This is a genomic window from Citrobacter sp. JUb117, assembly GCF_024809055.1.
Lineage (GTDB): Bacteria > Pseudomonadota > Gammaproteobacteria > Enterobacterales > Enterobacteriaceae > Citrobacter > Citrobacter gillenii.
Window position 1 is genome coordinate 460,884 of the sequence record NZ_JANUFB010000001.1, and the last position, 19,626, is coordinate 480,509.

General features: G+C 38.6%; 17 protein-coding genes and 2 pseudogenes. 9 read left to right on the plus strand and 10 right to left on the minus strand.

The genetic code is table 11. The features are described 5' to 3' along the window. Window positions 1-5 precede the first annotated feature (5 nt). Together M2374_RS02170 and M2374_RS02175 are read left to right on the plus strand one after the other, a co-directional pair. Window positions 6-557, plus strand: a complete 552-nt coding sequence (locus M2374_RS02170; RefSeq protein WP_259153666.1) for a lipoprotein — start codon at window positions 6-8, stop codon at window positions 555-557. Between the two features lie 10 nt (window positions 558-567). Further along, on the plus strand, window positions 568-843 hold the full coding sequence (locus M2374_RS02175) for a hypothetical protein (protein ID WP_259153667.1): 276 nt from the start codon (window positions 568-570) through the stop codon (window positions 841-843). Between the two features lie 154 nt (window positions 844-997). Here M2374_RS02175 and M2374_RS02180 read toward each other — a convergent pair whose 3' ends face one another. Both M2374_RS02180 and mobQ read right to left on the minus strand, forming a co-directional pair. Next, a complete protein-coding gene (locus tag M2374_RS02180; protein ID WP_259153670.1) occupies window positions 998-2,977 on the minus strand; it encodes a hypothetical protein in 1,980 nt (659 codons plus the stop codon). A gap of 110 nt (window positions 2,978-3,087) precedes the next feature. Next, entirely contained in the window at window positions 3,088-4,512 is a 1,425-nt protein-coding gene (gene mobQ / locus M2374_RS02185; RefSeq protein ID WP_259153672.1) for a MobQ family relaxase, read from the minus strand. A gap of 827 nt (window positions 4,513-5,339) precedes the next feature. On the opposite strand from mobQ, the gene M2374_RS02190 reads away from it, so the two are divergent. From M2374_RS02190 to M2374_RS02200, 3 genes are all read left to right on the plus strand, one after another. Next, window positions 5,340-6,002 (plus strand): hypothetical protein, encoded by a 663-nt coding sequence (locus tag M2374_RS02190; RefSeq protein ID WP_137362104.1) that lies wholly within the window; start codon window positions 5,340-5,342, stop codon window positions 6,000-6,002. A 316-nt stretch (window positions 6,003-6,318) separates the two neighbouring features. Then, on the plus strand, window positions 6,319-6,567 hold the full coding sequence (locus M2374_RS02195) for a hypothetical protein (protein WP_259153681.1): 249 nt from the start codon (window positions 6,319-6,321) through the stop codon (window positions 6,565-6,567). Beyond that, the gene (locus M2374_RS02200) at window positions 6,567-6,920 is read left to right on the plus strand and encodes a conjugal transfer protein TraD (protein WP_137362106.1); all 354 of its coding nucleotides are present in this window, start codon (window positions 6,567-6,569) and stop codon (window positions 6,918-6,920) included. The genes M2374_RS02195 and M2374_RS02200 overlap by 1 nt, the downstream gene beginning before the upstream one ends. Window positions 6,921-7,067: 147 nt before the next feature. Here M2374_RS02200 and M2374_RS02205 read toward each other — a convergent pair whose 3' ends face one another. Both M2374_RS02205 and M2374_RS02210 read right to left on the minus strand, forming a co-directional pair. Beyond that, the gene (locus tag M2374_RS02205) at window positions 7,068-7,334 is read right to left on the minus strand and encodes a hypothetical protein (protein ID WP_137362107.1); all 267 of its coding nucleotides are present in this window, start codon (window positions 7,332-7,334) and stop codon (window positions 7,068-7,070) included. A gap of 84 nt (window positions 7,335-7,418) precedes the next feature. Continuing rightward, window positions 7,419-7,644 (minus strand): annotated as a pseudogene (locus M2374_RS02210) (DNA-binding protein); the annotation flags it as partial. 174 nt (window positions 7,645-7,818) lie between these two features. Between M2374_RS02210 and pilV the strand changes: the two are divergent. The 4 genes from pilV to M2374_RS02230 all read left to right on the plus strand — a co-directional run bounded on the left by pilV (window position 7,819) and on the right by M2374_RS02230 (window position 13,337). Further along, on the plus strand, window positions 7,819-9,354 hold the full coding sequence (pilV, locus tag M2374_RS02215) for a shufflon system plasmid conjugative transfer pilus tip adhesin PilV (RefSeq protein WP_404979165.1): 1,536 nt from the start codon (window positions 7,819-7,821) through the stop codon (window positions 9,352-9,354). A gap of 672 nt (window positions 9,355-10,026) precedes the next feature. Further along, entirely contained in the window at window positions 10,027-11,538 is a 1,512-nt protein-coding gene (locus tag M2374_RS02220; protein WP_259153694.1) for a recombinase family protein, read from the plus strand. A 13-nt stretch (window positions 11,539-11,551) separates the two neighbouring features. Beyond that, window positions 11,552-12,454, plus strand: coding sequence for a ParB/RepB/Spo0J family partition protein (locus M2374_RS02225; RefSeq protein ID WP_259153696.1), 903 nt, complete (start codon window positions 11,552-11,554; stop codon window positions 12,452-12,454). Beyond that, a complete protein-coding gene (locus tag M2374_RS02230; protein WP_137362682.1) occupies window positions 12,447-13,337 on the plus strand; it encodes a plasmid partitioning protein RepB C-terminal domain-containing protein in 891 nt (296 codons plus the stop codon). The genes M2374_RS02225 and M2374_RS02230 overlap by 8 nt, the downstream gene beginning before the upstream one ends. Before the next feature lie 320 nt (window positions 13,338-13,657). Here the strand turns inward: M2374_RS02230 and M2374_RS02235 are convergent, their stop codons facing one another. The 6 genes and pseudogenes from M2374_RS02235 to M2374_RS02260 form a co-directional block, all read right to left on the minus strand. Continuing rightward, window positions 13,658-15,622, minus strand: a complete 1,965-nt coding sequence (locus M2374_RS02235; protein WP_259153702.1) for an ATP-binding protein — start codon at window positions 15,620-15,622, stop codon at window positions 13,658-13,660. A 79-nt stretch (window positions 15,623-15,701) separates the two neighbouring features. Next, window positions 15,702-15,940 (minus strand): annotated as a pseudogene (locus M2374_RS02240) (hypothetical protein); the annotation flags it as partial. 14 nt (window positions 15,941-15,954) lie between these two features. Continuing rightward, window positions 15,955-17,181 (minus strand): site-specific integrase, encoded by a 1,227-nt coding sequence (locus M2374_RS02245; RefSeq protein WP_137362680.1) that lies wholly within the window; start codon window positions 17,179-17,181, stop codon window positions 15,955-15,957. Window positions 17,182-17,571: 390 nt separating this feature from the next. Continuing rightward, a complete protein-coding gene (locus M2374_RS02250) occupies window positions 17,572-18,423 on the minus strand; it encodes an aldo/keto reductase (protein ID WP_096757627.1) in 852 nt (283 codons plus the stop codon). A gap of 143 nt (window positions 18,424-18,566) precedes the next feature. After that, window positions 18,567-18,866: a putative quinol monooxygenase gene (locus tag M2374_RS02255; RefSeq protein ID WP_181688295.1), complete on the minus strand. Its 300-nt coding sequence runs from the start codon at window positions 18,864-18,866 to the stop codon at window positions 18,567-18,569. A 132-nt stretch (window positions 18,867-18,998) separates the two neighbouring features. Beyond that, the gene (locus tag M2374_RS02260; protein WP_137362678.1) at window positions 18,999-19,613 is read right to left on the minus strand and encodes a LysE family translocator; all 615 of its coding nucleotides are present in this window, start codon (window positions 19,611-19,613) and stop codon (window positions 18,999-19,001) included. Between the last annotated feature and the right edge of the window lie 13 nt (window positions 19,614-19,626).

Below are 19,626 nucleotides of genomic sequence, written 5' to 3' on the forward strand. Positions count from 1 at the left end.
CATTTATGCGTAAAATTTTACTCGCTGCAGGTATTGCTGCTCTTTTATCTGGCTGCGGTGAAAAAGGCGACTTTGAGAAAGCGATCAACGCGAAAATATCGCAATCAAAGCTGTGCTACTCCTTGCAGGACAATGACATTGTGTTCAATAAGGGCTTCCCCATCCGGGTCAATCACGGCTATCGTTCTGCCGGATACAGTTCCAGTGATGAAATCCTGAAAGGACTTGCTGAACAAGGGCTGCTTACTGTTTCGCAGCAACCTAATGGCTTTGGCAGTGTTGATGTTCTGGAAGTAACAGACAAAGGCCAAGAGGTTGAGTTTTGGGATCGTGAGAAAGGTGCTTGTGTAGGTCATCATGCTGTTGCTGAGATAAAGGAATGGACCGAAACGGGAAACGGTAATCAGAAAGTTGTTCGCGTGTCCTATACATGGAAGTTGGCAGATGTTCCTTTATGGGTGGACAAAAAAGCGTTCTCCAGCGTCAAGGGTATGAATGAACCTGAAGAGAGCATGATTAATCTTGTTAAAACCAGCAATGGCTGGAAAGCGATCTAAGGGGGCAATCATGGAAAACAATACAATCCAGTGTCCATTTTGCCTTAAAGAGAGCCAGCGCGGTGTGCATGTCTGCACCGGCTGCATGGCGACTGTTTTATATGGAGCTTATCCGCAGTGGTATGCTTTCGTGGTTATATTGCTTACCTCTGGCCTGTCTATCTTGATCGGAATTTCGACAGGCATCGAGGGAGCTACTATCAGCCTGTCGATCATTGCGGCTGTTGGGTTTGTCGCTGGTAAGTCAATTTTCTCTGATAATGTTGTGTTCAGGCGAAGGATGTAATCAGTCTTAATACAGGAAACCATACCTTTGATTTATCAAGGTATGGTTTCCTGTATGTGTAGCGGCTATAAGAGTTATGAGAATGGGAACCTGATTACAATGTAGTCACTAAAATTTTGGACTTTTTCCACGAAAAATGTCATTGATATCATTTTTAAAATACAGGGGCGGATTTTTCAAAATATATCTTCCAATATTTTCTCCAGTTGTTCCGCAAAGAAAATTGAGGACTCCTGCCATTCTCATAAAATTCTAACCATGGGAGGTCCAATATATTGTCTTTCCTAAGCTCTCTAGACATGTTAGTAGTAGAAATCTTAGGCCTGTTTATATCGATAGTAATGTATTCATTAATTATTTTTGTTAGCTCTACAGCATGACTTTTCTCAAATCCTCTGGCTTTCCTTAATACTAAGGCTACCATGATAATGGGAATATATATTGTCCCTTCTATTTTTAAAATGCCAATATCTTTGGGCATTAAATTTAATATTTTATTGTCAATAGGTTTCTCTATATTTATTTTTTTGCCAGCGTTAATGGGTAGTTGAAGATGATCAGTGGATATAACCAGATTCAATCTTAATTGAGAGTTGTCATGTTCAAAATCTAAAATTGAATTTTTAACTGACCTGTAATCTGATTTTGGTATCTCAATATATTTTAGCTTGTTATTTTCATCGGATTCGATGATTAGTCCCAACGGGGCAGAACTTGATGACATCAATTCTACATAACAACCGTAATCAAGAGTGTAGAGTGTGTACTTTTTCCCTATAGAGTTGCGAGCAGACACACCTTGTTTTAAAACGTGAATAACCCTCATGTCATAAAGATAATCAATTAGTGGGTGATTATTTTCATTACTTATTAAAAAACCACGAGACTTTCTATGTCCAATAACTTCATTGATTATTTTGTCAAGTAATATAACAGCTTCTGGTTTGCTGTTAAGAGCAGCATGTTTGTTAACTTGAAACCATTTCTGTGCTGACTTACGGATATGAATTATCGATATTTTATTTTCCAGCGCCGATTGAGCGGCAAGAGAAATAATATTTATAGCATCGCGTGGAACACCTTCAACAGCACGAACATACTCATCAAATGCTGATGGTTGAGTAAATAAATCATTTATAAATAAATTTGTTTCAGCGTCACATATGGAATTTTTATCTATTGCCTGAGCATGTCTATGAAGAAGTGTTTTGAAGAAATTTTTTGCGGCATCGCGATCATTATCAAATACCATGTATTCATCTAAATTAATAACGGATGAAGCATCGGAACCGAGTTCAATTCCTATACGAGCACCTGTTCCTTGCTCATTTATCATAAAGTTACAACGGTGTGCAATTGCAGCTATTTTTACCGTAATACCTGAAATAGGGTACAAAATCCTGCGTAGAAGCTCTGCAAGGTAAGGTTGGAGATCCAGTGGAACTTCAGACCATTCATCAATTAAAACCCATAGTTCCTTCTCAGGTAATTTGGAAATAATATTGCTGAGTAATTTTGTCATTTCTCCAAAGTGAATTCTTAATATTTTTCTTCCTGATACTTTTAAGCGATCTGTATTATTTGATGATGTTCCATCTGAAAGTGAAAAATTAGCAGATATGCTTTTGTTGGTTAACCCTGCGGTTAACGTTGAATTCATCAAGTTTTGATTTGATGAACTCTTTTCTTCTTCTGTAATCCCTTCAATACTTAATGATGTTGCTTTCTCAACAAAATCATTCAATAATAGTGCTATTTCAGTTGCATTATCTATCTCTTTCTCGAAAATATAATCCAATATAACTTCATGAATCTTACATAGCGTATCAGAAAGTAATCTGGTCGCTCTTTCACTTAATAATATATTGGAGTCAGAAAAAATCCCTCCAGAAGAACCAATCATCCTCATATCAATAGGGACACAAATAATGCCTTTTTGTTGTATATTATTACAAAGAACAGCCAAGAAATGTGTTTTCCCAGTTCCTCTGCGACCAAACATTATTTGATTATCGTTGCTAGACAACAGGGTATACGTGGGTCCAACATCAACAAAAGACTTGATAAGATGGTCTGGTTGTAATTTCTCTGCTCTCTTGGCAAGTCTCAACATGATTGAATTTATATTTCGCATAAGTATCCATTCTAGCTAAGTGTTTAGCTTCTTTACTGAGAAGAAAAACCTACCACCGATTTACTTAAAAAGTGTACCGTAAAGTACTCAAATATCATAGAGATGATTATTTATCCCTCATAATCTCGATTATGACGATACCCCGGTGGCCTCAATTTTGGGACACGGCTCTTTCCAGTACATTCTGGTGGAATTGATGGCGTAAAACTCACACTGTCATCAGCATCAGTTTTACCCTTCTCTGGACGATTTGGGAAACGTCTTATCTCCTCCCCGTTTGGCTTGTACTCATCACTGTTAAATCGGGCACGTCTTTCATACTCAGCGCGTGATACATAGATACCCTGAACCTCATCGAAGACATAGTTTTCAGCTATACGCTTATCGTGTTCAGTATCTACTGAAATAGGGGCTGGCTTCTTCTTGGCCCAGACGAATTTCTCTCTTATATAATCTACTACCAGTAAGGTGAAGCGCTTGAACACACCGCTCTGACGAGGTTCAACTTTCTTCCTCTTAACTTTAACAGGGGCGCGTTTAAGTGCTCTGGCTGTTGAAGAGGATGGGGTTTTCAGTGTAGTGCGAGTATGAGGTGCAGGAGCCACCAGAACAGGTTTCTGCGAGCCTGTAGATGAAGCTCTACCTGTGTTTTCAGGGATAACAATTTCTTCTGGTTCAGCCAGTGCATGAACCCTAAAGCTGGCAACATCAACAACGATGTCCAATGGAAGATCTTTAAAGGTGAAGTAGGCTTCGTCAGCTTCTTTTTTCAGCTCATCACGTATGGTCTGCTCTGCAGCACGTTGTTCCTGAGCTGCAACAGTTCCCCAGCGATCACGAGGGATATGAAGTATTGGATCGCGGTTCGTTTCAATAGCTTTAGCCAGCCAGACAGCTTTCTCTTCATTTGTTGCGGCAGCGGTAGCCTGTTCAAGGGCTTCCTCATACTGAACTCTGATAGAACGGTGATCAACGCGTTCATCATGACCATACAGCTCAAGGAACTCATTACAGACGTTCTGCCAGCCTTTACGCCAGCTATCAAGGGTTTCAGGCTTGTCCCACTCACGCACCTTCTTACCAAAGCCGGTAGAAAGAATCTCACGGGTTGTTCCCATTATATGGATATGTGGGTTATGACCATTGATATCGTGAATAACGACATCAGCAATGATGCCTTGCTTGGTAAAGTGCTCAAGAACAAAAGCAGAAGTGAGTTCAATACTCTGTTCGGGTGTTAGCTCAGCGGGGAGGGCAATCTTAAACTCTTTGGCAAGGCGGGCATCTTTTCTCTTCTCTGAGGCTTCAACAGCATTCCAGAGTGTTTCACTGTCAACAATCAGGTCAGGAGGGGTATGTTCAGGTGCAAAAATCTGCGCAAAGGCAAGGTCCTTTTTATGTGCTGTTTTACGACCGCAAACTTCACCCGTTCTGTTATCGAAGAAAACTTTACGGTGACGATATGCAGCAGAGTTAACCGAAGACTGACCTTCGCCTCTGCTGATGTTCTCCATTTTAAAACTGTATATCGCCATTCAAATATTCCTCAATGCCAAATGCTGCTTTTCGTTTTACGTAAGGAAAACGCCGGGGTTGACGTTGACCTTGATTTTGTTTACGAAGGAAACGGTTTTAGCCTGCGGCAGGCAACCGTCGGTAGACCCCACGGCATTAAAGCGAAGCGATAATGCGTAAGTGGGCATTGCTTTATTTTTTATCGCCATAAATGGCTCAAAAATAACGGCAATGTACAAGGTTTGCCTTTATTAATTAATACTAAATATATGAATGGCTGTAAAACAAACCGCCGAATTGAGCGGCGCGAATAGGATGGACGGGCGAAGTATTCCACGATATTACATAAATGGGGTTTAGATGGCGTCCGAAGGACAAAAAGAGTGTTAATTTATTCCGTTAGAGTTGAGAATCTAAAGGTTAAATGAAAAACATTAATAAACAAAAATAAGTAACGTGGAGAGTATTAGATAAACTTGTTGGTGATTACTATCATGTGGTGTTGCTGATTTTTATAGTGGTTATGTAAGCAATGCCTAATGAAGTTAGTATGACTAGTTTAAGTGGCGCTAATTAAATATACGTCATCCAACTTGCATAAATAAGTTAATCAGTATATTTAAAAAGGAGAATAAATAAATTATTTTAATACGAGGTATCATGATGGACATAGAGAAAATGAATTCGGGAAAATAGTTATTTATATATCAGATAACTTATATGACGATGAAGATTTCTATGACTTATTAAACGATTATGTATATATCTGAAATAAAAATTATCTTATGGTTTGTTTTTTATTATGGATAAGCTATTATCTTCTCCTTTGAGAAAAAGGAGTGTGTTTATGTTATACGCTTATGATCCAAACGATCAATTGAAACACAATATTCATATAAATGATTGGGTTGTACGCCATCATAAAGCTGATGGTTGTTGTAAAATTTGTCATGAGAGTGTATTTGTTAAGGGCCTTGAGTCACAAAAGAAGGCTCATTTTTCGCACTATCCAAATTCATCATGTCCATTAATCACTTCACATCACAAACCATATGAACATTTAAAGAACATACCAAGAGATGCTACTCTTATTCCGTTAAGAAAAGAGTGGCTGAAAAATAATTTATACGAGGTATATTATAAGATAAAAAAAGAATTTCCAAATTTATGTTTTACATGGAAAGATCTCGAACTCTCTGTTAAAAGTGCTAATGACATTAATGTATGGGCGTTGAAGGATATGCCTATGGATTACATTCCATATGTCCTCCTTGTTAGTGTTAGTAAATATCCAAAAACTAAAATCAGAAAGAATGAGTATTTTTATGTATTAGAGACATTGCAGAAGGATACTAGTTATTCATCAGTTTTTTGGAATGATAATAAATTATCTAAAAAAATCATATGGGAAGTAAAAGTTTCAACAAGCACAAACACTGTGATTGAATATGATATAAATTTGGAAACAGCTATTCCTCCATATGTGAAGAAAATTATCGACCTTCTTTGATCTGTCATCCCTCATATATGCATCTAGTCGCATGGGATGTGAAAGATGCATTAATTATTTTGCCGCGATATTCATTTGCCAAAACCAATTATTTACTATAAGAGAATATAAGAGCATAAAATGAACGGGGTGAATATGAATATAGGTGAGTTGTGTGAGTCAGAAATAATACTGATCTGTGTCAATACTGCATTATGGACTATTAACATTGGCTTTATAAGTATTTTGGTTGTCAGATAAAATATTAAAACTTACTTATTGATTTATATATAAACTGTGTTAGTACATAATCAGGAAATAAAAGAAGGGAGGTTTTATGTATAAAAATAATGATGAAGCCATTGATCTTGAAGCAAAACGATTACTTGATAATGGTATCTATACCGATCTGGAAAAAGCGTATAGTGAAGCAGAAAAGATAATCACAAAAGTGAGAGTTGAGTTTAAAAAGAAACAGGAAAAACAGCAGTTCCGATCTCGGATTAAATCAATCAAGCGAGCACTTTCAGATGATGAGTTCAGAAGTAATGTCCCTTATAATAATAGAAATCAGTTGGGTAAATAATGAGTGATGATAAAATACAAAATACATACCTAACAGGTAAAGCCTTTCAAGGGGATAGAAGCAGTGCCGAAATAAAGAAAACACTTGAGCAAAAAATCGCAGGAGCACAAAATAAATTAAATTATCTCAAAGCAAAAGAGAAAAAAGATAACAAAAAAGAAAATACACGACAAAAAATAATTCTGGGTGCAGAGGTTGCCAAGGTTTTAAACTGTAATATTAGTGAGGTAGATAAACAATTACTCTTTGGTTTGTTGTTAGAGGTTCCATCCTTGCATACACATGATATCGAACGGTATAAAATAAATGGAAAAATCTACATCGAAAGAGTCCTCAAAAAATTCAGACCATAAAATCAATTCACGTCCGAACAGCTCCACGGCTTAAAACTTGTTTTAGGCTGGGGAGCTGTTGACCAAGCCCCAGAGGGCGCGGTAGTTAATTTAAAAATTGATGTCATATAACGCATTACATACATTTTTAAATGATGTCCAGAACGATTAACTTTTTGCAACACCACGATGTAAAGGGTTATATGCATCCAGTGATTGAAGTATTGGTAGGCTAAGCTCATTTGGGAGCATAAACCATACAGGATTACCAAATGTTTTTGGGTAACCCTTGTCCTCGCCTTCACCATTCCATCTCATAGCGAGGCGCTTAGTCCCATCTTCCCAGATCCCCCATGCAACGGAGAATCCGTTTAAATCATAAATAATTTCTAATACATTGAAATTATGCGGATTCACTTCTCTTGGTGATGGCATATTCTTTCCTTTATAAGAGTATTGACAATGCCCGGATTAAAGAAGGCATGGAATGTGTTTAGATTGCGAAGTCTTCAAGAGCTTTGCTCGAACAGCTGCCGGAAGTGAAGTTTTAGGATTACCCAGCAGCTCAGACGGGTCAATACCATCTTCAAGTAATTGTGCACGTAGCGCTTCAATTTTGGCCTGACGTTCAGCATTTTGATGCTGTGCAAGTGATTCTTCTTGACATCTGTCTTCGATAATAGCCGTTAATTGCCTGAGCGGAAAGGGCTCGGATGTTATTAAGTGTTTTAATAGCAACGGTCATTAACTTTATCCTGAATGCTGAAATTCATGAGCAGAATAACATACAAAGGATGAGAACGGATAAAATCGTTTCTCTTAAATTATGCTGTTAAGTGTTTTTTTGAATTACATGTTCATCGGTCTTGACCTCTCTTTTATTTTTGTTAATTGTTAATTACGTGAAATAAAAAGGACGATGAAAATGAAAGAAATAAATAAAAAGGGGTTTTCTTTATTGGAATTGACATTAGTTTTGGGTATTGGAACAGTGATGGCTTTCGTAAAATTTCAGGACATGAAAACTAATCAAGAAAACATGATAGCTAACACTGTTGGTAATCAGATAAAACAGATAGGAGAGGCGGCAAATCGCTATATCAGTATCCACTATGACAAACTATCAACACTTTCTTCAAGTAGCAGTCAGTCAAGTGATCCGGGACCAAGAACATGTACATCTAACGGCTGCGAAATCACATATCAAACATTAGTAAATGAAGGGTTTCTGCCTGTAGGTTATACAGGCATTAACATGCAAAAGTCATCTTACAAAATAGTATTAAAACGTTCAGGGACTGCTCCCAATTTTGTTATCAATGGTCTTATCACAACAACTTTACCTTGGAGTGAAAGCGGAAAATTTCGCTATGATTTATTAGGTAAAGCTATGCAGGAAGCGGGTATTGATAGCGGAATGACGCAATCAGCAGCTTTAGTATCAGGTCTACAGGGCGCATGGACCGAGACATCATCAGCTTTTAATAATATTACTACAGCTGGTCTACTGGCGTATCGTGTTGGATACGATTCTTCTATGTACTCAGTGTATTTGCGACGTGATGGCACATTACCTATGACAGGTAATTTAAATATGAGTAATCAGGACATAAATAATACTAGGAATATAACGGCAGCAGGAACCATAACTACGGAGGCATTACGAACTAGCGGGACAGCGGTGATAGGCACAACATTAGACGTTGGCGGTGTGGCAACATTAAACTCTGATTTGATTGTAGCGGGTAATGGTCAAGTCAATGGAAATTTAAATTCTAATAAAACCGTATCAGGAACAACCATAACGTCTAGAGGTGATACCTATACTAATAACTTGTTCAGAATAATGGGGGATGGAGGACTATATTTCCAAAAATATGGTGGTGGATGGAATATGGCCGACTCCAATACTATAACAGCATATAATGGTAAAAACATTCAGACTTCAGCAGGATTATATGGCGGATACGTTAAATCAACCGGGAATATAGATGCTAATGGAACAGTTAACGCTGGATATGTATGGGCATCAGGAAACCTTAATTCTAACTACGTACACTCTAATGGCAATATTGATGCAGTTGGACAAGTTTATGGTGCTGCTGGAGTTGTATCAGGTGGTAGAGCAACAGTTGGAGAGTATCTTCATCTAAATGGAGTGGCCTATGCGGGAAATGGATGTTCTCCTAATGGTTTGCAAGGGCGAGCAGTTGATGGTTCTATATTATCTTGCACTAATGGTGTGTGGAAAGAAGGAGGCGGAAGTGTAAATAGGATGTTTATTGTTGTTGAAGGGAAGTGTTATATTCCAAATAAAGATACAGGAGGTTGTTCTTGTCCAAATGATCCTAATCGTCTAAAACAAATAGAAGTGTCAAGATATAAAGGAAATGAATGTAATAATGGTGGAAGTAACTGTAGAGAGCCTGATAGAAGATTATATACATGTAATTAGGTGACTAACGGCATTACGAATAGTTTATTTTTGCCGTGATAGCGAATCACCTATGACTGGTAATTTAAACATAGATAATCAGGGCGCAAATAAATTCATAAATATAACAGAAGCAAATGAAACAACTTCTGGGATATTACACTTTACTGTTAGGTTAATGGAATAATCAATTCAAATAACACTGTTTCAGGTGCAACGATAACATCTCAGGGTGAAACCTATACAAAAATGGTTTTGATTAAGTGCTGGTGAATATGTTCAACTCAATTGAGTTGCTGTCAGTGGCGTAGGTTGTTCACTGAATGCTTTACAAGCAAGAAACAGTGTCTGGTATCGGAAGAAGACTCTCTTTGGCTAAAATAGGTGAATCAGGTTGAATTGAGAGGGACAAGATTTCTTGAGGATATGGTAGATCTACAGGAGTAATGACTCAAAACATAATATAATGATAATGAAGGTTTTTTTCTCATTCAGTGACAGTTGGGTATTTAGAATGACAGAGATGATTGTTCAAATAGTGTTCGTTTTTGAGATCGTGCTCAAGAAAATCTCTGTGCTTTATGGTGTAGTTTAGCTTAGGTGATTTTTCGCTAAAGGATTATGGAGGAGGGTTTTTGAAGTTTGGCTTTTCCATGAAACCATAATCTTTTTCATCGAGGTGAGGTGGATATTATGGATGAAGTCAATGTTGCTCAATATTTGAGAATGTCTACAGATCATCAGCAATATTCAATATTCAATCAATCTCAATTCATAAGTAAATTTGCGTCAGAACATAAGATGAATATCATTCATACATATGATGACTCTGGAAAAAGTGGGGTTACGGCAAACAGAAGACAGGCATTTCAACAGTTAATAGATGATGTGGTTGAAGGGAAAATAAATATTAAAGCAGTTTTAGTTTATGACATAAGCCGTTTTGGGCGATTTCAGAGTATAGATCAATTTGGATATTATACCCATCAACTTCAAATACATGGTGTTGGTATTATATATTGTGCAAACCCTATCATTGAAGGGAATAGTGATTATGCTGATTTTCAATTATTCATAGATAGAAAAAAAGCTTCTTCTTTAAGTCGGGATTTATCACAAAAAGTCTTTCTTGGTCAAGCTAATCTGGCTAGTCGTGGATATCACCAAGGTGGGCCTGCTGGATATGGTTTACGAAGAATGTTGATAGATGAAAACCATAAACATAAAGGGATGCTTAAATATAGAGAGTGGAAAAGCATCCAAACTGATCGAATAATTTTAGTATTAGGGCCGGAAGATGAAATCATAACAGTTAAATGGATATACGATCAATTCGTGAATAACTCTAAGCCAGAGAGGATTATTGCCTCTGAGTTGAATAGAAGAGGGATTACTGCAGAGCATGGCACTAAATGGACCAGAGGAAAGATCCACGAGATTTTAACTAACGAAAAGTATATTGGTCATAATGTCTATAACCGAACATCTTCTCGTTTAAAGCAGCGTCTTATCCACAACCCACAGCATGAATGGATAAGATGTGAAAATGCTTTTGAAGCTATTATTTCTCCTGAGTTATTTTTACACGCGCAGACTGTTATTAGTAATAGAAGTATACATCTTAGTAATGATGATTTACTTGGTAAACTTTCCGAGCTTTTTAAAACAAAAGGGAAACTATCCGGCATAATTATAGATGAAGATGATGATACACCATCCTCATCAGTTTATAGGAAACGTTTTGGCGGTCTTTTACAAGCTTATAAATTAATTGACTATAAACCAAAACATGATTATGACTATTTACGGATTAACTCCTTGTTAAGAGAAAAGTATCATAGCTTAGTTGATAACCTAATTTCTGATATTACAGAACAAGGTTCTTATGTTGATTATGATGCGGAGTCTAAATTATTTAGTATTAATGATGAAGTTAAAATGTCAGTAGTTATCTCCCGTTGTTTCATGAATAACTCGAGAAAGAGATGGAGAATCCGGTTTGAGCGTAAGTTTAGCTATGATATTTGTATCGTTGTTAGACTTGATAGTCAAAATGTTAACACGAAAGATTACTATATATTCCCTTCAATAGAGTTATTAGATAATCAGTTTGTTTTTGAAGAGTTAAATCCTTACCAGTTAGAGTTTTATCGATATGATGACTTGATACCTTTTTTGCAAATCCTTAAACGCGATGTTTTTTAAAAGGAATTCACTGATGAATGAATATGAAGAAATAATTCTTATAGATATCTCAGAGATCAGGATTGTTAATCCACGTTCAAGAAGCAAATCTATTCACGATGAACTTGTTGAAAGTATAAAAAACATAGGGCTAAAAAAACCTATTACGGTTAGGTTATCTGACTCAACCTGTAAGACGTATGTGTACGATTTGATTTGTGGGCAAGGGCGGATTGAGGCTTATGAAATACTAGGTGAAAAACAAATCCCAGCAATAGTAAAGTCAGTTGATCATGAAGATGGTCATATCATGAGTCTTGCAGAAAATATTGCTCGAAGAAAACCACGTTCGACAGAGCTTCTCAACAGCATAATAGAATTAAAGAATAAAGGTTTTACTGAGTTAGAGATTGCTAATAAAATTGGTCGTTCTAAAAATTGGGTATCTTCTATTGTATCATTAAAAGAAAATGGTGAAGATAAATTACTTTCTGCTGTTGAGTCTGGCAGAATACCGATATATATAGCGGTAGAAATATCAAGAGCTAAAGGAGTTGATATACAGCACCTTCTTTTAGAAGGCTTTAATTCTGGTGAGCTTAACTCAAAGCAGATAGGTGCAATTAAAAGGATCTTATCTCAGAGAGAAACATCAGGTAAGGGAAGTGATAATAATTCTTTTGTTCAGGGGGTAAAAAAGAAGCGGATTACTTCTGAAGAGTTAAAAGAACTTTATCAAGAAAATGTCACAAGGCATAAAATTATTCATACAAGATCTGAGTTTACAATATCCAGCCTAATGGTTGTTAAAGAGATAATGGTTAATTTGTTGAGGAATAGAGAGTTTTCAGAACTTCTATCTGTTGAGAGCCTGAATTCTGTCCCTGCATTTATTCTGGATAATGTTGACCCCGAACGAGGTCTTGAAAATGAATAAACCTAACTTCGGTAATAAGTGTTTTATTATTAATGTTTCCGAATTGACATATGGAAAAGATCTGCCAATTAATGTCAAATTAAGCGTTAAATATCTTCAGATACTTTCTACGGTGAAAATAGTTGGTATCATAGAACCCGTAGTTATTTATATTAATAATTTGTCAGAAAAAATAATACTTGATGGTCACTTAAGAGTTGAAGCATTAAAGGATATAGGGCTGACCACTGTGCCTTGTTTGATTTCTGAGGATGAAGAATCTTACAGCTATAACAAGTATGTCAATCGATTACCAGTTATTCAGGAGTATCGTATGATATTACAGGCTGTGGATGCTGGTGTTTCGGAAGAAAAAATTAGTCAATCTCTGAATATATCAGTAGATACACTCCGGGCAAAGTTTAGATTACTTGATGGGATTAGCCCTGAAACTACCGCTTTATTAGCAAATCAACATGTCCCTCAAACCATATTCTCTATTTTACGTAAAATGAAACCAGAAAGACAGATGGAAGCGGTATCCACAATGATGAGTATAAATAATTTTAGTCGTAAATTTGCTCTATCATTATTACATTACACTCCTGATGATATGCTAATAAATCCGAAAGATTCGAAACTAAAGCAACAAGACATAGCAAAAAATTTTGCCAGAATGGAACGAGAAATGGCTGCTATGGAAATAGAGACTAAACAACTCGAAAATATATATGGAACAAATAATTTAAAGTTGGCAGTGATTATTGGACATATAAAAAGACTACTTTCTAATTATTCTGTATTAAATTGGTTGGTAGATAATAATTCGGATTATCTAGCTCAACTAAAGAAAATTGCTGCTATTGACTCATTGCCAGTGTGTGAAGACGAAGAGTTGCGTTGAATACTACCATACGGACCACCATGGACAGTGCATTTTATGTTGTAGTGTGTTGTTCATAGTTGTGCTATACAATTATTTATAAACCTGAAAGTTTCAGGGAAATAAATTTGACAATAGATGTTTAATATTATATTTAATAAGTGTTCCTTGTGAATATTCACTGCATCGAAGTGTCTGATTGCCTCACGTATGGGGATAAGTGTCCTACCCAATGGGTTGGACACTTAATGGGAAAAAAGGCCCTTTTGGCACTTTTCTAATATGTAATAAGCGTATTTAAAAATCTAATATTTGTGTATTTCTAACTTTTATTTTTACATCTAAACTTCTGGTTCATTGACTTCAGTAGGAATGAACTTAGCGTAAGTCTCTTTTAAATAATTTGTGGCAGAGTCACGATTAATATCAATGTCTAATAAATTACTAAAAAACATCAGTCTGGAACGCGCTTGTCCTATTAACTCACCCCAAGTATATATCCATATTGAAACGTTTCCTTTAGAATATAATTGTCCGTAAGGGCGATCATCTTGAGAAATTCTATCCTGAACTAAAGGAGCTATATCGTTAGATACGGCAATGAAAATCCATTTTGTATTCTGTTTATCAAACCTGCTGTCATTACTGACAGCATAAGCATAACTTTCAACTTGATTTATAACAGATAAATCTATTTTTTGTGTTGGTCTTTTCAGTTCAACAACTAAGTGTTCAAGCTCACCTTCTCTTGGCTGACGTGCTTTGCTAAGTAGCAAATCAACCCTACCTGTGGTTCCATCTTCTCTAACAACAGGCTGTTCTGCATCATAAGTGATACCTATTTTATCAGCATGATATTGTAGAACTTGATTGAGAGTATTTTCGCTACGGGATAAATTGAAATCCTCCCTAAAGAGCCATGCTTCATTTTCTAGGAGTTTGTGTAATTGATCTCTTTCTAAAAATTTCTTTTTTGTTTTGTCATCAAACAATAGTTGTTCCAATCCAGTTAAGAAATTTAATCTATCTGAAACAACTTGTGAAGCTTTTATTATATTGGGTAGAGTCGTCTTTTCTAATAAATTCGCCATTGAGTCCTGATCGTCTGAGCTCATGACCAATACTTCAGATAGAATTTTTCTAACAGAATTTGGATTGTCCTTTAAAGCCTGAGATAGTAATTTAAAGGTGAATTTTTTAATGCTGTTATTAGATTTATTAAAAGAAGTTAGATAGCTTTCGACATTCACAGCTAATATATTGAATACCTTTTGTTCAGCTTCTTCAACACTGCCGGGTAACGGAGAACGTTCATACGGATAAATATTTTGTTCTTTCCACTCATCTACTATTTTTGCTTTTTGTAAGAATTCTTTGTTGATAAAATGTTTTTTACAAAGTTCAATGACTTTATCTTTTAACCCTTTAATGCCAGATTCTAAACTTCCAAGCGAAAGGACATTTTCTTCAAATTTCTTCTTAATAAATGAGGACTTTATATATACTGTGAAATCTACGCCATATGATCTAACAAGTTTTCCTGCGCTTTCATTGAAAAGTGAAAAGCCATTTTCGTCACAGTAATGAATTTCTCGAGGGGTCTTAAATTTCCATTCTATTATTGAAACAGATACATTTTCTTGGACAGATTCTATCTCAACGTCTCCGAGATTATACTCTTTTTTGTCAAGCCACACATCCGAAGGGGTAATATATGCGTTATCATAAAATAACTTTTTATGAGGGTATTCTGTCAGATATAATGCATATTCTTTGGTGATTGATTCTTTAGATGAATCTGTTGCAAGTGAGGATGTTTGTTTTACTAAATTAAAGATCTCAACCTGAGTACCTTTTGTTTTATCATTTGTTTCAGATGGCTCACTGATTTCGAAGCGTTTAATATTATTAGCATTCCCCTTAATGGAGTATTTATAATATTTTCCATTATCTTCTACACAAGTAGACCATATGACCATCTCTCCTAGAGAAAATGCCTTAAAACGTCCTTTACCAAACTGACCATGTAAAGAACGATCCCCATTTCTTTTTGCATCCTTCTTCCAAGACTCACCAAGGCTGCCAAATGAAGATGAGACATTCTTATGAGGAATGCCTTCTCCCTCATCCTGAATGATTATTTTGTCAATGGTATTTGTGTTCTGACATTCCTGAAATAGAACTTTAACTATTAACGATTTGGAATCAAAAGCATTCCATATTATCTCTTTAATTGCTGGAATTGGTTTTGCAGAAGAAATATCTTCTAAATGGTCTTTACCAAGGATGACGTCAATGTTTTTCATTTTATTATCCCGCATATATTTTATGAATATAGTATACGGGATACTCTGACGCCTTTACCAGCTTTGATAAGAAGTTAGGTTATGTTTTATGAGCAAACTCAAATGGCCTGACCATATAGTTTCGGTTGGGATCATGATAATCCGCCCACCAGTGAAGCATTAGGCGACGCTGCTCATGGGTATAAGCAGCGCGAGCGCTGTTGTTTTCCTTGCAGCTCATTTGAAACTCTACCGCGTCTTCTGACTATTACTCAGACTCAATTAGGGCACTGGGGCCAGTGTGTGGAAACCATGGCCACAGATGTCCTGTGTGGTGTTTTCAATTAGAACAGCTAAATATGGGCAAGACAATACCCCGTCCACTCATCCATCAACGCCACCCGCTTAGGCCACAACGTCCCACGCTGATACGCTGCTTCAGCTTTATCTGCTAACTGGTGAGCCAGCGCATGTTCAATTACCTCACGTTGATGGTCTGTAGTTTCACCAGCCCAATCACGAAAAGTCGAACGGAAGCCATGCTGTGTCAAACCACTATGTCCCATTCGTTTCAATACAGCCAGCAATGACATATCTGATAGCTGTCCTCCACGCGGGGCAGGGAATACAAGATTATTGTCTTTGAAGCGGGGTAAATCCTTTAATAGGGCAATGGCAGAATCAGACAGAGGAACCCGGTGCTCTTTACTGGCTTTCATTCTGCTGGCAGGGATGGTCCAAGTTTTGTTCTTCAGATCTATTTCTGACCACTCAGCGCCACGGACTTCACCAGAGCGCGAAACTGTCAGTATTGAAAACTCAAGTGCTCGCGCTGAAATGCCTGCTCGTTTACGTAGTTCGGTCATGAATGAACCGATCACGTTGTAGGGTAATGCAGCATGATGTTTTTGGGTCTGAACTTTGCTTGGCATTGGCAGGAGGGGCTTAAGCATACCTTTCCATGCTGCAGGGTTATCACCTTCAAAGTATTCTTTCGCTTTTGCGTAATCGATGATTGCTTCAATGCGACCGCGAAGACGACTGGCAGTTTCGTTTTTTGTTAACCAGATTGGTTCAAGTATCGCTAATAGGTCAGTCTTTGTAATCTCAGTGATGGGTTTTTGACCAATAACAGGATAAGCATACGTTTCCAGCGTTGACCGCCATTGGGCAATGTGTTTCTGGTTCTTTAGTTCTTTGGTTTTAATTGCGATAACGTCTTCAGCACAGCTAGCAAAGGATTTGTTCTTGTGCGCCAGACGTTCCTGATGCGCTTTATGGGCGTGTTTTTCTGCAAGGGGGTCAATGCCATTACGGATTTGTTTACGCAGCTCACGAGCTTTGTCACGCGCTTCTGCTAATGAAACTTCAGGGTAGGGGCCTAGGCCCATGTTTAAACGTCTCGGAACGGTTCTTCCTAGAGCATTTACTCTTACCCCCATAGCAACGCAAAGCACCCATGAACGCGACTGGCCTCTGTTTCGAAGATACAGGCCGTCAACGCCACCGACGGCATAAGAGCCTTCAGTTTTTAGCTTGGCAACAGCCAGTCCGGTGAGTTCTTTGGCTTTCTTTGGCATATGTTAAATCCTGTCATACAACCCGCCATGCATAAGGTACTGCATAAAATGTCAGATTTTTTCGGATGTAGCAAGACGTCCTCGAACAATGTATTTAGACAACATATTGTTTATTAATGGTAAAAATAAACAATTTCTGACATTCTCGGACATTAATTTGGCGGACTACGCTTCCGCCAAATACGAAACCCAAGTCGTTATGCGACTTGGGTTTTTTCGTTTTATTCGGTTCTGGTTGCGGCATTTAACGTGTCAGGCAAACAGATTCAGCGTGTTAGTCATGTAAGCCGTGGCTTAACCCCATGAAACCGAGTCCTGTCGCCAACACGTCGAGCCAGGATTGACCGAGATAACGTGTTTGCGACAGTAAACCTCTGTTTGTGTCGCGGATTAGACGTCGAGCTTACGGCCAGCCAACCATTCCACTCTGGCCGGGTCGCGATGGGAAAAGAATGCGCTGGTTGCGGTGTCGATCGCGGTGATGTGCAGCATGTCTTCCGCGCTCAGTTCAAAATCGAGGATGTTGATATTCTCTTCCATACGTTCTTTACGCACCGATTTTGCCAGTGACACGATGCCACGCTGGAAGATCCACCGCAGGACAACCTGACCGACGCTTTTGCCGTATTTCTGGCCTATCGCTGTTAACTCAGGATGCTGGAACAGACCGTTTTTCCCTTCGGCAAACGGGGCCCACGCTTCAGGTTGAATGCCACGACTTTGCATCCACGGCACGGCATGCAGCTGCTGATTGAAAGGGTTCACTTCAATCTGATTCACCGCCGGGGTGACCTTATTAAAGGCAATAAGATCGGCCAGTCTGTCGGGATGGAAGTTGCTCACGCCAATAGCACGAATTTTACCTGCCTGTTGCAGCTCTTCCATGGCACGCCATGCGCCGTGGACATCGCCGTAAGGCTGGTGAATCAAATACAAGTCAACATAGTCGAGCTGTAGTCGGTTCAGTGACCGCTCGAACTGGGCCTTCGCACCTTCGTAGTTTGTATCGTGTAACCACAATTTGGTGGTCACAAAAAGCTCATCGCGGGCGACACCGCTTTGTTTTAGCGCGTTGCCGACCTGAGTTTCATTCAGGTAAGAGGCAGCGGTATCAATCAGGCGATAACCCGTTTCGATGGCGTCAATCACCGCCCGCTCGCACTCGGCGGCATCCGTCATCTGGAATACACCAAAGCCCAACAGGGGCATGTTAATACCGTTGTTCAGTGTGACTGTTTGCATGACGTTATCCTTCAACTGTTGTCCCGTAACAGCATAACGCAAACTGATTTATTTGATTAGATGGAGTAATTCACTAAGCTTTATTAGATGGATTCATTAATCTGATGGAACAATGCCGGTCGGCTTCGAGCCGGAAACGGGCTTTATCTCTCCGGCTCCACCCGACCATCCATCAGGATATATTGCGCCGCTTTACGTGCGTATTGATCAATCAAAGGAACAAGCCGAGTAAAATGCTCGCTGGTACAGTGTGCATCGAGTGCTGCCCGGTCAGGCCACTCTTCAATGAAAATAAAATGCCCCAGATCCTTTTCATCCCGGTACAAATCATAAGCAATACACAGAGGCTCTTTCTTCGTTGCCGCGATGAGTTCGCGGTATAAAGGGAGAACGTTGTCGACGCATTCAGGTTTGATAAAATCTTCGGCGATGACTTTTAGCATGCGAGCTCCTTCATTAAAAATGGTACAAGGTTTTTTACGGATAATGCCAGCCTCAAGGGCCGGTCAGAGCCAGAAACAGACGCTCAGATTTAATAAATCTGCCGACAAATGGCCAGCAGACTTTTTAGGGTATTAGTTGCGTGCAGCGATAGCCGCAGCGGCACCACCCATAGCAACAGCGCCTAAACGATTGGCAAATCTCACCGCTTTAGGAGTCCGTAATAAAACGCGTGCTCTGTGTGCAAGGAACGTCCAGCTCAGATCGATCGCGGCCAATGTCACCAGCGTAATGCTGGCAAGGATTGCCCATTCACTTACACCGGCTTTTGACAAATCGATAAACGACGGAAGAAGAGCCAGGTAGAACACCATGATTTTGGGGTTACCCAACGTTAATGCCATACCCGCGCTAAACATTGACCATGAAGATGTCCGTTGCGGAAGTTCGTCTGTTTTCTCATTCACAGGCTTGCGCCACATTTTAAACGCAAGCCAGCAAAGGTAGGCGATGCTTACCCATTTCAGAATATGAAAACCGAACTGGAATGTTTGCGCGAGGGTAGTTAGCCCGGCCATAGCCATGGAGAGCCAGATCACTTCACCTATCCACATTGCAGCGATGAAAGGTATGACATTTCGCCAGCCATTCGTAATGACCCGTGACACAAGGGCAGCAATACTGGGCCCTGGAACGCCGGCATTAAGAAACAGCGCTCCGGCAAATAAAAAATAAGGAATAAATTCCATCGTTAACCTCAAA